Raw genomic sequence first — 13,550 nt, 5'->3', positions numbered from 1 at the left:
TCCGAAAACATCCGAAGAACTCCGAGCCGTTCCGCAGTCATCCTGTCGGGATGGCTTATTTTTTTTATAATAATTACAGAGGTTAAACCTCCGGCAAGTGTTGTATGTGAAAAGTCGCAGCGACAGACAGTTATACTCTTTTACATTATAACACAAGTTTCTGCTAAATACAAGAAGTGAAATCAAGCGAACACAAATTTTCTCTGTTGGTTTCAAACTTTTAACTTTTTTAACAAAAGTGGTTCTTAAACAAACCGCTCATGTCCTTGTAATAGTGTAAGGACAAGCAATCACAGGTGCAAAGCTGACCGTAACAGCTGAAAATAAATATCGATTGTCTGAGTGCGCAATTAGGCAAGGATACACATACTGCAGCTTCTTTGGTTTCCATGAGAGACCTCTGAAAAGCAGTGCATGAGTACCCTTCTCTTGTTGCGCTCTTTTTGTCCGCAGACAAGGTGCTTCATGCCATTGCAGAAGGTGTTGTCCATGCCTTTCCACTCAGACGGAAAGGACAATCAAATGAAAATCAAAGTAAGCTATGACAACACCAAACAGACACTGGAGGTAGACCGTGACGAAATGTGGCTCTCTCTTTCCTTGGGAGATGCAGATGGCATGACTTCCGCAGAGATGGAAAAACGCATTCAGGAAAAATTCAACGAACTGTTCAATCGCCCTGAGTACAACAACTGGCACAGGCATGACCGCCACAGCAGTCCCACATCTGCACCGAAAAAGCTGGACGGCACAAAAGGCAGAGTACAGCTTGTCGATGATGAATCGGACGAGCCTGCAGGCAATACTATCGATTTGTTCCCGGATATGACGGATGTCATCAATCGGGACAAGCAGTATGAATACGAAGCCGTTTGCGGAATGCTCCGCAAGTATCTCAAGCCGGAACAGGCGGAGCTTCTGATTGAGATACATATTAATAAGGTACCAAAGCAGGAATATGCAGCCCGCAACGGTATCACGCCCAGTGCCGTATCGCATCGTTTGGAGACTGCAGAGAAGAATTTCAAAAAAGTTTTTCCGACATCCTCAAGTTTTAGCATCGCCCGTGGCTAACAAGTAGAGGGTCACATAAAGCACTCTCGGAAAGGAGCCAAGACGATGAAACAAAATTTGAAAATCAGTGTTTCAAAGGAACCAAGAACAGACGGTATTCTTTCCTGTCGCAACATTGGTGTGCGAGAACGTATTTTGAGATTTCTCTTCGGAGAAAAGCAGAAAATTACGATTCTCGTACCCGGTGACAGCGTAGAGGAAGTTTCCATTTGTGAAGTCAAAGAAGGAGGATGTGAAAATGAGTCATGTTAAATTGATGCTCGATGTCATTGACGGTGTTTGCACGGTGGCTGAGAGCCTGCAGGGTCTTGCAGGAAGTCTGAAAATTCTGGTGGAGGCATTCGGTAGCGATGAACAGCCAAAGATTGTGGCACCAGTGGGAAAAGCAGATGTAAAAGCAAAGACCACGGCAAAGCAAAAGGCGGCACCGAAAGAAGAATCCAAAGAAAAACTGCCAACACTCACGGAGGTGCGTGGGATTCTTGCAGAAAAGTCCAGAAGCGGTAAAACGGCACAGGTAAAGGAACTGCTTATCAAGCATGGGGCGGATAAACTTTCGGATATTAAGCCGGAAGAATATCAATCGCTGCTTGCGGATGTGGAGGGATTGTAATGGGAAAACACGCATTATTATCTGCCTCATCCAGTCACCGATGGCTTGCGTGTCCTCCGTCTGCAAGGCTGTGCGAATCCTATGAGGACAAAGGCAGCGAATATGCACAGCAAGGCACGGATGCCCACAGTCTTTGTGAGTATAAATTGCAGAAAGCACTGGGCATCAAGGCTGATGACCCTACTGAGAACCTTACTTATTATGATTCAGAGATGGAAGTTTGTGCAGAAAGCTATGCCGATTATGTAATGGAACAGCTGGCAGCAGCGATGAAAAACTGCTCTGACCCCATTGTGCTGATAGAACAGCGTCTTGATTATTCTCGCTTTGTCCCTGAGGGCTTTGGAACGGGCGATGCCGTTATTATTGCAGACGGTCAGCTTACCATATGTGACTATAAGCACGGAAAAGGTGTGCTTGTGGAGGCAGAGAAAAATCCTCAAATGATGTGCTATGCACTGGGTGCATTGGAGTTATTCGATGCCCTATACGATATCGATACAGTCCGCATGGTCATCTTTCAGCCAAGGCGAGAGAATGTCAGCGAGTACATCATTACAAGAACGGAACTGCTTCAATGGGCGGAAGATATCCTTGTTCCTACCGCAAAACTTGCCTTTGATGGCGAGGGCGAATTCTGTGCCGGAGAGCATTGCCGTTTCTGCAAAGCGAAAGCTGCCTGTCGCAAACGCGCCGAGTACAATCTGGAACTTGCAAAATATGACTTTGAAACTCCTGCCATGTTGGACGATGTGGAGATTGAAGCAGTTCTGTCTAAGGTAGATGAGCTGGTGTCGTGGGCAGCAGATGTAAAAGAATTTGCACTTCATGCAGCAATCAGCGGCAAGGCATGGACAGATTGGAAACTGGTCGAGGGGCGCAGTAACCGCAAATATGTCAGTGATGAAGCGGTGGCAACAGCTGTCACCGAAGCAGGCTACAATCCGTATGAAGAAAAACTGCTGGGTGTTACAGCCATGACCGCATTGCTTGGCAAGAAAAACTTTGTCGAAGTCATCGAAAGCAGAGGCTTGATTGAAAAGCCACAAGGCAAACCCGTATTGGTTCCGATGTCGGACAAGCGTCCGGCTTTGAATACAGCAAAACAAGATTTTAACGAAGAATAACAGGAGAAAAAAAATTATGTCAAAGGATTATACCAACCCTACAAAGGTTATCACAGGAGTAAACACACGCTGGTCTTATGCTAATATTTGGGATCCGAAATCTATCAACGGAGGCTCTCCGAAATATAGTGTCAGCCTTCTGATTCCAAAATCCGATACCGTAACGGTAAACAAAATCAAGAGTGCTATTGAGGCTGCCTACAAGGAGGGAGAAAGCAAACTGAAAGGCAGCGGCAAATCTGTCCCTGCACTCAGTGTACTGAAGACCCCGCTTCGTGATGGCGATGCAGAACGTCCCGATGCACCGGAATATGAGGGCTGCTATTTCGTGAATGCCAACAGTGGTACGGCTCCCGGCATTGTGGATGCAGACCGTCAGGAGATTATCGACCGCAGTGAGGTATACAGCGGTGTGTATGGCCGTGCTTCCATTAATTTTTATGCCTTTAATTCTAACGGAAATAAGGGCATTGCCTGCGGACTCAACAACCTGCAGAAAATCCGTGATGGAGAGCCGCTTGGTGGAAAGAGCCGTGCAGCAGATGATTTTGCAACGGAAGAGGACGAGGATTTTCTCGGTTAATCCATAATTAGCAAGGTATACGAGAGGTCGGCTCAATTTTGTGCCGACCTCTTTTTGAAAGGAGAGCCAATGACAAATTTGGAAATAGATATTGAAACATTTTCTGATGTGGATTTACAGAAATGTGGTGTGTATCGCTATACGCAGTCCCCTAATTTTGAAATTCTGCTGTTTGGATACAGCGTGGATGGCGGCGAAGTGCAAGTGGTTGACATTGCTCGTGGCGAGAAACTGCCAATGGAGATTATTACGGCACTGACTGATGATACGGTAACAAAGTGGGCATTTAACGCAGCTTTCGAGAGGGTCTGCCTTTCGGTATGGCTGCAAAGGAACTACCCTGCATATTTCCACAGCTACAGCATAAATGAAGATAGGGTTGGAGATTACCTTGACCCGTCGGCATGGAAATGCTCCATGATATGGTCAGCATATATGGGACTGCCGCTATCTCTTGCTGGGGCTGGCACGGTGCTTGGGTTGGAAGAACAGAAGCTGAAGGAAGGCAAAGACCTCATCCGATATTTCTGTGTTCCGTGTAAGCCGACCAAGGTTAATGGCGGCAGGACACGCAATCTACCGGAGCATGATATGGAAAAATGGAATCTGTTCAAGTTCTATAACAAGCGTGATGTGGAAGTGGAGATGTCTATTCAGGACAGGCTGAAAAAATATCCTGTGCCGGATTTTGTATGGGAAGAATACCACCTCGACCAAGAAATCAATGACCGTGGGATTGCTCTTGATATGGATGTGGTGGAGAATGCAATTGCTTTTGATGCAAAGTCCAAGGCAGAACTGGCAGAGAAAATGCAGGAACTGACTGACCTTGATAACCCCAACTCTGTGGTGCAGATGAAGCAGTGGCTTGCAGATAACGGTCTGGAGATGGACAGTCTTGGCAAAAAGGAAGTGGCACAGGCAGTCAAAACTGCTCCGAAGGAACTGGCGGAGGTTCTGCTTCTGCGGCAGCAGTTATCCAAGTCCTCTGTAAAAAAGTATCAGGCAATGCAGAATGCAGTCTGTGAGGATGGCAGGGCGAGAGGAATGTTTCAGTTTTACGGTGCCAACCGTTCCGGGCGTTGGGCAGGCAGAATGATACAGCTGCAGAACCTTCCGCAGAATCATATGCCGGATTTGGAACAGGCTCGTGGTCTTGTGGAGTCTGGCAATTATGAAGCGATGGAACTTTTGTATGACGATATCCCGGATACTTTGTCGCAGCTCATTCGTACAGCCTTTGTGCCGAGAGCCGGGATGAAATTTGTGGTGGCGGACTTCTCTGCCATAGAAGCAAGGGTACTGTCTTTTTTGGCAAAGGAAAGCTGGCGAAGCGAGGTGTTTCAGAATAACGGGGACATCTATTGTGCATCGGCATCTGCCATGTTCGGTGTGCCTGTGGAAAAGCATGGTGTCAACGGACATCTCCGTCAGAAGGGAAAAATCGCTGAATTGGCTCTTGGTTACGGCGGCTCGGTCGGTGCTTTAAAAGCAATGGGCGCTTTGGATATGGGACTTGAGGAGGAAGAACTCCAGCCGCTTGTGGATTCATGGAGAGCCGCTAATCCGAACATTGTGCGTTTCTGGTGGGATGTTGACCGCTGTGTGAAGGATACGGTCAGGAATAGAGTGACCACAGAAACACACGGTATCCGCTTTTTCTGCCAGAGCGGGATGCTGTTCATTCAGCTGCCAAGCGGCAGACGGCTTTCCTATGTGAAGCCACGCATGGGAGAGAACCGTTTCGGCGGCGAGGCTGTGACCTACGAAGGCGTGGGCGGTGCAAAGAAATGGGAACGCATCGAAAGCTACGGTCCCAAGTTCGTGGAAAATATCGTGCAGGCAATTAGCCGTGACATTCTTGCCTATTCTATGTGTACCTTATCCCACTGCTTTATCTGCGGCCATGTCCATGATGAACTGATTATTGAGTGCAGTATGGGAGTTTCCCTTGATGCTGTCTGCGAACAGATGGGCAGGACCCCGCCGTGGATTGATAGACTGCTTCTTAGGGCTGATGGGTACGAATGCAGTTTTTATAAAAAAGATTAAAATTATCCTCAAGTTTTACAGCCTCCTGTGGCTAAGAAGTAGGGAGTAATTTCCCCGCCGTACACGGGAGGCTTTTTCTCGTGAAAAAACTACGAGGAGGATATTAATTTGAAAGAACTGATACCAAAAGACGAGTATGGCATTTTTGCCGACAACCATGACACAGCGAGGGTGGACAGTTTGTTTGTAGCAGACTTTTTTGAAAAGGAACACAAGAATGTTGTGCGTGAAATTGAAAGATTGACCGCATCGGATTCTGGTCTAAGCCAAGAATTTAATACGCTCAATTTTGAGCGTATTACCTATCGTGATTCCAGAGGAAGAACACAGAGAGCATACGCCATGACAAGAGATGGTTTTGTGCTTCTTGTTATGGGTTTCACAGGTCAAAAAGCATTGAAATTCAAGGAACTCTACATCAAGCGTTTCAATGAGATGGAGAAGTTCATCAAAGCACTGGTGTCGGCAAGACAAGAGTTCCCACTCCTTACGGCAAACATAAAGCTGCTCCACGATAAGCCGAAGCCTTATCACTTCAGCAATGAGTGCGATATGTTAAACCGCATTGTGCTGGGCATGACAGCAAAGCAGTTCAGGCTTGCCAATGACATCGAAAAGGGCAAAAGCATCAGACCGTATCTGTCAAAGGAACAAATTGATATGCTGGAAACTTTGCAAAAGGTCGATGTGGGACTGCTTGTAGCTTTTCCGAATTATGAAGACCGCAAACGCCATCTAGAATGGTACAAAACCAAATTAGAGGAGGAAAAATAATATGTTTTATGTGAAAGAACAGCTGAATGATGCAATGGAGGTTTCCATTGAAATTAACGATGAGAATGTATTCTGCCGCTGTCCCCGTTGTGGTACGGAGATACAGGTTGACCTTGCAGAGGTTTTTGCCGATGGTGAGATTGATCTTTTCGGTACAGCAGTGATGTGTAAGAACTGCAGCAAAAAGTTGATGGGAGGTCAGGCTTGTGGGTGTGAGCAGGTATAACAGCGAAGGCTATCCTGACCCAACTACCTACGGTGCTTTATCCAATATCGAACAAGAAACGAAGGCAGCAAGAGCATACAGACCAATCGTGTATGTATGCTCCCCGTTTTCGGGAGATGTTGCCGGGAACATTGCAAATGCACGAAAGTACAGCCGTTTTGCTGTGGAGCAGGGATACATTCCCATTGCTCCGCATTTGCTGTTTCCGCAGTTTCTTAACGATAACGATATAACGGAACGTGAGATGGGACTGCACTTTGGAAATGTGATGATGAGCCATTGCAGCGAGGTGTGGGTGTTTGGAGAAATTATATCAACCGGAATGGATGCTGAAATTAGGAGAGCCAGAAGAAAAAATTACAGACTGCGATATTTCGGCAGTGATTTAAAGGAGGTACAGCATGAATTGTAAAGTGAAGATTGCTGTGTGCAATCACAGAACAGATAAGAAATATAAGAATCAGGAGTTGGACTGGGATTACCTTGTTGACCGCAACAAGCATCCCCTGCGTACTTCGGAAACCGCTGAAGAATATCCTAAGATGACCAAAGACCAACGCAGCAACTTAAAAGACATCGGTGGTGTGGTCGGTGGCTGGCTCAGAGGCGGTATCCGTAAAAACGGAAATGTGCTGTTTCGTACATTGGGACTTCTCGATGCCGACAGCATCCCTGCAGAGGTGGATTTCTGCAATGAAGTCAAAACAGCCTATGGCAATGTGACCTATTTCATTTATTCCACTCACAGCCATACAGCACAGACTCCGAGATACCGTGTGGTATTTCTGTTTTCTCGTGAGGTTAGTGAGGAGGAGTATCCGGCACTGATGCGTATGGCTGCCAAACAGATAGGAATGGACTATTTTGATGATTCTACCTATCAGGCAAACCGTATGATGTACTGGGCATCTTGCCCTTCAAACGGAGAATTTGCCTTTGAAGAGAATCAGGCACAGCCGCTTGATGTGGATGCACTGCTTTCCATGTATGAGGATTGGCATGATATTTCACAGTGGCCGACCTCAACGAGGCAGTCCGAGGTAATTAAAACGGCAGTGGGAAAACAGCAAAATCCACTTGAAAAGGCAGGCACTGTTGGTGTGTTCTGCCGTGCCTTTCCCACCATTCAGGAAACAATAGAGGAGTTCCTTTCCGATATTTATACACCAACAGCAGACGGGTCTGGACGATATGATTTTATCCCCGGCGAAGGCTCCGCAGGTGTTGTGATTTATGATGACCTGTTTGCTTACAGTCATCATGCTACCGACCCTGCCTGTGAGAAACTTTTGAATGGTTTTGACCTTGTACGTATTCACAAATTCGGAGATCTTGATGCAAAAAAATCTTTCAATGCCATGTGCGAGTTAGCATTATCCCTCGATAAGGTGAAACTCCAGCTTGCGGCAGAACGCAAGGAAAAAGTGGATAAGGATTTTGAGGGCAGTGAAAACTGGGAATCGCTTCTCAAATATATGCCGAGGAGCAATCTGCTGGAAAACAGCGTGTGGAATGAAATGCTGATTCTGAACAATGACCCCGATTATGCAAATTTTGCATTCAACGAAATGGCAAATCGTGTACAGATTACAGGTCCCTTGCCGTGGGATAGACCAAAGGATAATAAGTTCTGGCGCGATGCCGATACCGCACAGATGAAAGCACTCATTGACATTCGCTATATTCCATTTTCCTCTCGTAATCACGAGGTCAGCTTTACCAAGGTGGCAGATGACCGCAGTTTCCATCCTGTCCGTGATTACCTAAATAGTCTACCTGAATGGGACGGAAAAAAGCGTGTGGAAAATCTGCTGATTCGATACTTGCAGGCAGACAATGCCGATTATGTAAAAACAGTGACCCGTAAGACCTTTGCGGCAGCCGTAGCCCGTATCTATCATCCGGGTGTGAAATATGACTGCGTTCTGGTGCTTGACGGTATTCAGGGCATTGGTAAAAGTACCTTATTCAAAGACCTTGTGGGCGATGAATATTACTCTGAAACTCTGTCCCTTACTGATATGAATGACAAATCGGGTGCGGAGAAACTGCAGGGGTTCTGGATTATGGAGATTGCGGAGCTTGCCGGGATGAAAAAAGCTGATATTGAAAAAGTGAAAGCGTTCCTCTCTACCTCTGATGATAAGTACCGACCAAGCTACGGCAAGACCGTGGAGAGCCATCCGAGACAGTGTATCATCATTGCCTCTGTAAATGGTGAGCGTGGATATCTGCGTGATATTACAGGCAACCGCCGCTTTTGGGTGGTAAAGCTGAATCAGACCGAGCAGAAAAAGACATGGAATTTCACCAAAGAGGACAGAGACCAGATTTGGGCTGAGTCAAAATACTATTATGAAAATGGCGAAAAGCTGTATCTCGAAGGCGATATGATTTCCCGTGCAGAAGAGGTACAGCGTGAAGCAATGGAAGTCGATGAACGTCAAGGCATGGTGGAGGAATATTTGGAAACACTTCTGCCTTTAAGCTGGGAGTCAATGGATATTTATGCGAGGAAGAACTATCTGGCTGAACGTGATGCGCCTACAACCGTGAAAGGCATAACACGAAGAAATACGGTAAGTAATGCAGAGATATGGTGTGAATGCTTTGGACGCAGCTTGGCTGACCTTAAACCGTCTGACTCGTATGCGATAGCAGCCCTTATGACTCAGATTGACGGTTGGCAACGAACATCAAAGGTTCGCAAGTGTTCTCCCTATGGTAAGCAACGCCTGTATGAGAGAACCTGTTGCTTAGCCCAAAACACTGATAACTAAAGGCTTTTAGAGGTACAAGCAACATTTGTAACAACTATATTCCTTATATACAAAAGGGTACTTATAGTACTAAATATGTACCTGTAACACCCGCGTAGTAATTATAGGGGAAGGTGTTACATCTCGTTGCTTGTTTCCGGTATGAAGAAAATGGAGGAATTTATTATGTGGATTATAAATAAAGAAAACACACAGATTTATAACATGAGTGCATTTAGCAGACTTGCAGTATCAAATGGGAACAGCGGAAAGTTCTTGATATTAGCGGTAATTGATTCTAATAGTTTGGAGTATGGAAGAGTTGAAATGGGAGGTTATGCCACTGCTCACAAAGCTATTAGTGTTATTCGAGAAATTTATAAAGCGGTAGAACGTGGAGCAAATGTCTATGAAATGCCCACTGATGAGGATGAAATGGAATGAGAGAAAAACAAATAGAACAAAAGCTGGTAACAGCAGTAAAAAATATGGGAGGTATCTGCCCCAAGTGGGTATCTCCCGGATATGACGGGATGCCCGACCGCATTGTGCTTCTGCCGAAGAAAAAGATAGCATTCGTAGAAGTAAAGGCTACCGGGCAAAAGCCAAGACCCCTGCAGGTGTCAAGGCATAACCTTTTGAGAAAACTTGGCTTTGCGGTCTATGTGCTGGATGACCCGGAGCAGATTGGAGGGATTTTGGATGCAATACAATCCACATGATTATCAGAAATATGCTGCAGAATATATCGAAACGCATCCGATAGCGGCCATTCTCCTGTCGATGGGACTGGGCAAGACGAGCATCACGCTGACGGCAATCAATAATCTGTTGTTTGACAATTTTGATGTTCATAGGATTTTGATTATAGGTCCCCTGCGAGTGGCCAGAACAACATGGTCTGATGAAATCGGGAAATGGAATCATCTCTCCGACCTTCGGTATTCCATTGTTGTGGGCAATGTGGCAGAGCGAAAACAAGCACTGGAAAAACAAGCAGACCTCTATATCATCAACCGTGAAAATGTGCAGTGGCTGATTGAAGAAAGTGGCAGCCCGTTTGACTATGACATGGTGGTTGTAGATGAATTATCTTCCTTCAAAAATCATCAAGCAAAGCGATTCAAGGCATTGATGAAAGTCAGACCACAGGTAAAGAGAATTGTTGGTTTGACGGGAACACCAAGCAGTAACGGCCTGATGGATTTATTTGCAGAATTCAAGCTGCTGGACATGGGTGCAAGGCTTGGAAGATTTATCGGTCAGTACAGGCAGCAGTATTTCAAGCCGGACAAATGCAATGGTCCCATCGTGTATTCCTACAAAGCACTTCCCGGTGCAGAGGATGCCATTTACAGCAAGATTGCGGATATCACGATTTCCATGAAATCCACCGATCATCTGAAAATGCCTGAACTGATTAGCAGTCAGTATATCGTTCATTTGTCCGAGGATGAACAGAAACGGTACGATGAAATGAAACAGGAGTTGGTGCTTTCACTGCCAAATGGTGAAATTACAGCCGCCAATGCAGCGGCACTGACTGGGAAACTATCACAGATGGCAAACGGTGCGATTTATTCTGATGATGAGAGCGTTGTAGGTATTCATAATCAAAAGCTGGACGCATTGGAGGATATTATCGAATCGGCAAACGGACAGCCATTGCTTGTGGCATATTGGTTTCAGCATGATTATAAGCGTATCAGTGAAAGGCTGCATCAGCTGAAGATTCCCTTTGTTAAATTGGATACCGATGACAGCATCAAAAGATGGAATAATGGAGAATATCCCGTAGCACTGATACATCCTGCATCGGCAGGTCATGGACTCAACCTTCAGCAAGGCGGCTCCTGCCTTGTATGGTTCGGATTAACATGGTCGTTGGAACTTTATCAGCAGACCAATGCCCGTTTATGGAGGCAAGGTCAAAAATCCGAAACTGTAGTGATACAGCACATTATTACGGAAGGCACTATTGATGAACGCATATTAAAAGCACTGTCTGACAAGGACAGTACCCAATCCGCCTTGATTGATGCCGTAAAAGCCAATCTATGAAAATCAGAGTCAACCTATGACAATCCAAGCCAATCCGAGAGGAATACAAAAATTCGGAGGTAAGGATATGACAGCGAAAGATTATTTGTTGCAGGTAAAAAGAATTGAGATACAGATGAATTTTGATTTCCGCGAATTGGAACATTGGAGAGATTTGTCTGGTAGGATTTCAGGTTGTAATTTTGAAGCACATTACAATCCAAATAGAAATATAGAGGCTCCTTATGTGAGGTGTATTGATAAAATTATAGACGTGGAGCAAAAAATCACAAGAGAAATTAGTGCGCTTGTAGAAATAAAAACCACTATCATGGAACTGATACATGGGCTGGAGAATGTTGATTATCAATCCGTGTTGGAACTAAAATATCTCAGTTATTATACTTGGGAGCAAATAGCCAACGAAATGCACTATAGCCTAAGATGGATATACAAGCTGCATGGTAAGGCACTACAGGAATTTGAAAAGCAAATGGAGGTGAAAGATAATGGGATACGCTGAAGCGATACAAGATAACATTCCGATGGAAAAACACGATGGATTCGGGTGGTATTTTCCACCATGCAGGATTTGTGGAAGCCCCGTTTCTACTTGGTCTTACATTAGAGGTACGGAATATACGTGTGCTGATTGTAAGAAACTGTTGGTAGAAGAACACGTAAAAAACAAGAAAGTGTTGCAGGTGGATAAAAAGCAGAAGAAATTTGATACAGCGATTAAAAGAATTTCAAAAGTTACGGATATAGCCAAATACAAAAAGGCACTGGAGATTGTCCAAAAGAATCTTTATAAGGCGGGCTGGTTTCAGAGCACAGAGGAAATTATGACAGCAGTGGAGTTGATAAAGCGTGGGTTGAAAATCAATCACCAAGTTAGCGTATATGAATACAGTGTCGACTTTATCATCCCAGAATTTAAGGTTGCCTTGGAGATTGACGGACGGCCATTCCATACAAAGGATAATGAAAAAGCGCAAACAATACGAGATGAAGTGATTGCTGATAAATTGGGTGAGGGTTGGAATGTAATACGCATAGACACCGAAAATATAAACACCAACGTTACAAAGCTTGTTCCGGCGATTAAAAGAATCCTAAAATATCGTGAAGATAAAAAAAGTGCAGTATAGTTCACTACTATGCACAAAACTTGTGTGCTATACTTAAGACAGTGAAATAGGAGAAAAAGTCAAGCCTTGTGGGTCACACCGACCTGCAGGGTTTTTCTTATGCCCTAAAGGAGGTGGAGCAATTGCCAAGAAAACCAAGACGAGGGTGTGCTTACCCCGGCTGTCTTATGTATGCCGAGGAAGGCAGCAGCTACTGCTTGGAACACAAGAAGGCAGAAGCCAAACGCTACGAGACGTACAGCCGTGACCCGTCAGTACGCCGCAAGTATGGCAGAGCGTGGAAACGCATCCGTGACAGTTATGTCAGAGAGCATCCTTTCTGTGAACAGTGCTTTGAGCGTGGGATATTAGTTCCCGTGGATGAGGTGCATCACAAGGTACCAATATCAAAGGGCGGAACGCATGAAAGAAGCAATCTTATGAGTCTGTGCCGTTCCTGTCATAACAAAATTCATTTAGAGATGGGTGACCGTCAGATTCGTGACTGACCCCGGAGGGGGTCAATTTATCTCTGCGGGTCCATTTCCGGGAAAACGGCGCCCCCCTTCACGCACAAAAAGGGCGTTTTCAAAAGGGTAATAAAGGAGGTCGAGAAAAATATGCCTACAAAATCGAATAATACAGGCGGCAGAGGCGGTGCCAGAGCAGGTGCCGGACGAAAGAAATCTGCTGTAAAAGAGAAATCCGAAAACGGAAATCCGGGAGGCAGACCATTAGAGGTTTTGGATATTCCAGAGATGGAAGGTGTGGAGATGCCGAAGCCACACGATTTTTTATCAGCAGAACAGCGTGACGGCAGTGAACTGCAGGCCGCTGATATTTACAGAGAAACATGGGAGTGGCTGAAAAGGATCGGATGCAGTCAGAAAGTATCCAGTCAGCTTTTGGAACGATATGCAATGGCATCGGCTCGTTGGATTCAGTGTGAGGAAATGACCAGCAAGTTGGGGTTCCTTTCAAAGCATCCGACCACACAGAAGCCTATCCCTTCCCCATTTATCAATATTGGGATTAACTATATGAACCAAGCGGTGCGTTTGTGGAATGAGATATTCCAGATCGTAAAGGAAAACTGCAATACCGAATACAGCGATGAAGCACCACAGAATGATGTGATGGAGCGTCTGCTCCGTGCAAGGAAAGGAAACTGA

At 45.4% G+C, this 13,550-nt stretch carries 17 protein-coding genes; all 17 read left to right on the top strand.

Translation table 11 applies throughout. The annotated features are described in order from the left end of the window. The first annotated feature begins 522 nt into the window (after window positions 1–522). Window positions 523–1,074 (top strand): hypothetical protein, encoded by a 552-nt coding sequence (locus BUB85_RS02270; protein ID WP_073104476.1) that lies wholly within the window; start codon window positions 523–525, stop codon window positions 1,072–1,074. A 45-nt stretch (window positions 1,075–1,119) separates the two neighbouring features. After that, entirely contained in the window at window positions 1,120–1,326 is a 207-nt protein-coding gene (locus tag BUB85_RS02265) for a hypothetical protein (protein ID WP_073104429.1), read from the top strand. Then, window positions 1,313–1,687, top strand: coding sequence for a hypothetical protein (locus BUB85_RS02260; RefSeq protein WP_073104427.1), 375 nt, complete (start codon window positions 1,313–1,315; stop codon window positions 1,685–1,687). The genes BUB85_RS02265 and BUB85_RS02260 overlap by 14 nt, the downstream gene beginning before the upstream one ends. Then, window positions 1,687–2,814 carry a DUF2800 domain-containing protein gene (locus BUB85_RS02255; protein WP_073104425.1) on the top strand — a complete coding sequence of 376 codons (1,128 nt, stop codon included), beginning with the start codon at window positions 1,687–1,689 and terminating at the stop codon, window positions 2,812–2,814. Before BUB85_RS02260 ends, BUB85_RS02255 begins: the two co-directional genes overlap by 1 nt. Before the next feature lie 16 nt (window positions 2,815–2,830). Next, entirely contained in the window at window positions 2,831–3,397 is a 567-nt protein-coding gene (locus BUB85_RS02250; RefSeq protein WP_073104424.1) for a DUF2815 family protein, read from the top strand. Window positions 3,398–3,466: 69 nt separating this feature from the next. After that, window positions 3,467–5,449: a DNA polymerase gene (locus BUB85_RS02245; protein WP_073104422.1), complete on the top strand. Its 1,983-nt coding sequence runs from the start codon at window positions 3,467–3,469 to the stop codon at window positions 5,447–5,449. Window positions 5,450–5,557: 108 nt separating this feature from the next. After that, window positions 5,558–6,223 (top strand): Rha family transcriptional regulator, encoded by a 666-nt coding sequence (locus BUB85_RS02240; RefSeq protein WP_073104420.1) that lies wholly within the window; start codon window positions 5,558–5,560, stop codon window positions 6,221–6,223. 1 nt (window position 6,224) lies between these two features. After that, on the top strand, window positions 6,225–6,449 hold the full coding sequence (locus tag BUB85_RS02235; protein ID WP_073104418.1) for a hypothetical protein: 225 nt from the start codon (window positions 6,225–6,227) through the stop codon (window positions 6,447–6,449). Continuing rightward, entirely contained in the window at window positions 6,430–6,861 is a 432-nt protein-coding gene (locus BUB85_RS02230) for a DUF7768 domain-containing protein (RefSeq protein WP_073104417.1), read from the top strand. Before BUB85_RS02235 ends, BUB85_RS02230 begins: the two co-directional genes overlap by 20 nt. After that, window positions 6,851–9,229: a virulence-associated E family protein gene (locus tag BUB85_RS02225; protein WP_200803529.1), complete on the top strand. Its 2,379-nt coding sequence runs from the start codon at window positions 6,851–6,853 to the stop codon at window positions 9,227–9,229. The genes BUB85_RS02230 and BUB85_RS02225 overlap by 11 nt, the downstream gene beginning before the upstream one ends. 165 nt (window positions 9,230–9,394) lie before the next feature. After that, complete coding sequence (locus BUB85_RS02220; RefSeq protein ID WP_073104416.1) at window positions 9,395–9,652, top strand: hypothetical protein; 258 nt, start codon at window positions 9,395–9,397, stop codon at window positions 9,650–9,652. Continuing rightward, window positions 9,649–9,930 carry a VRR-NUC domain-containing protein gene (locus tag BUB85_RS02215; RefSeq protein ID WP_073104414.1) on the top strand — a complete coding sequence of 94 codons (282 nt, stop codon included), beginning with the start codon at window positions 9,649–9,651 and terminating at the stop codon, window positions 9,928–9,930. The genes BUB85_RS02220 and BUB85_RS02215 overlap by 4 nt, the downstream gene beginning before the upstream one ends. Beyond that, entirely contained in the window at window positions 9,911–11,269 is a 1,359-nt protein-coding gene (locus BUB85_RS02210; RefSeq protein WP_242945324.1) for a DEAD/DEAH box helicase, read from the top strand. Before BUB85_RS02215 ends, BUB85_RS02210 begins: the two co-directional genes overlap by 20 nt. Window positions 11,270–11,336: 67 nt before the next feature. Further along, a complete protein-coding gene (locus BUB85_RS02205) occupies window positions 11,337–11,771 on the top strand; it encodes a DUF1492 domain-containing protein (RefSeq protein WP_073104412.1) in 435 nt (144 codons plus the stop codon). Continuing rightward, a complete protein-coding gene (locus BUB85_RS02200) occupies window positions 11,758–12,399 on the top strand; it encodes a DUF559 domain-containing protein (protein WP_073104410.1) in 642 nt (213 codons plus the stop codon). The genes BUB85_RS02205 and BUB85_RS02200 overlap by 14 nt, the downstream gene beginning before the upstream one ends. A 122-nt stretch (window positions 12,400–12,521) precedes the next feature. Next, a complete protein-coding gene (locus tag BUB85_RS02195) occupies window positions 12,522–12,887 on the top strand; it encodes an HNH endonuclease (RefSeq protein ID WP_073104409.1) in 366 nt (121 codons plus the stop codon). A gap of 111 nt (window positions 12,888–12,998) precedes the next feature. Further along, window positions 12,999–13,550, top strand: a complete 552-nt coding sequence (locus BUB85_RS02190) for a P27 family phage terminase small subunit (protein WP_073104407.1) — start codon at window positions 12,999–13,001, stop codon at window positions 13,548–13,550.

The sequence above is a fragment of the Hespellia stercorisuis DSM 15480 genome, from assembly GCF_900142165.1.
Taxonomy (GTDB): Bacteria; Bacillota; Clostridia; order Lachnospirales; family Lachnospiraceae; genus Hespellia; species Hespellia stercorisuis.
This window is presented reverse-complemented; position numbering and strand designations above follow the sequence as displayed.

Coding starts and splice junctions, on each gene's coding strand:
- BUB85_RS02270 (WP_073104476.1), top strand. CDS start 523: ATGAAAATCAAAGTAAGCTATGACAACACCAAACAGACACTGGAGGTA.
- BUB85_RS02265 (WP_073104429.1), top strand. CDS start 1,120: ATGAAACAAAATTTGAAAATCAGTGTTTCAAAGGAACCAAGAACAGAC.
- BUB85_RS02260 (WP_073104427.1), top strand. CDS start 1,313: ATGAGTCATGTTAAATTGATGCTCGATGTCATTGACGGTGTTTGCACG.
- BUB85_RS02255 (WP_073104425.1), top strand. CDS start 1,687: ATGGGAAAACACGCATTATTATCTGCCTCATCCAGTCACCGATGGCTT.
- BUB85_RS02250 (WP_073104424.1), top strand. CDS start 2,831: ATGTCAAAGGATTATACCAACCCTACAAAGGTTATCACAGGAGTAAAC.
- BUB85_RS02245 (WP_073104422.1), top strand. CDS start 3,467: ATGACAAATTTGGAAATAGATATTGAAACATTTTCTGATGTGGATTTA.
- BUB85_RS02235 (WP_073104418.1), top strand. CDS start 6,225: ATGTTTTATGTGAAAGAACAGCTGAATGATGCAATGGAGGTTTCCATT.
- BUB85_RS02225 (WP_200803529.1), top strand. CDS start 6,851: ATGAATTGTAAAGTGAAGATTGCTGTGTGCAATCACAGAACAGATAAG.
- BUB85_RS02220 (WP_073104416.1), top strand. CDS start 9,395: ATGTGGATTATAAATAAAGAAAACACACAGATTTATAACATGAGTGCA.
- BUB85_RS02215 (WP_073104414.1), top strand. CDS start 9,649: ATGAGAGAAAAACAAATAGAACAAAAGCTGGTAACAGCAGTAAAAAAT.
- BUB85_RS02210 (WP_242945324.1), top strand. CDS start 9,911: ATGCAATACAATCCACATGATTATCAGAAATATGCTGCAGAATATATC.
- BUB85_RS02205 (WP_073104412.1), top strand. CDS start 11,337: ATGACAGCGAAAGATTATTTGTTGCAGGTAAAAAGAATTGAGATACAG.
- BUB85_RS02200 (WP_073104410.1), top strand. CDS start 11,758: ATGGGATACGCTGAAGCGATACAAGATAACATTCCGATGGAAAAACAC.
- BUB85_RS02190 (WP_073104407.1), top strand. CDS start 12,999: ATGCCTACAAAATCGAATAATACAGGCGGCAGAGGCGGTGCCAGAGCA.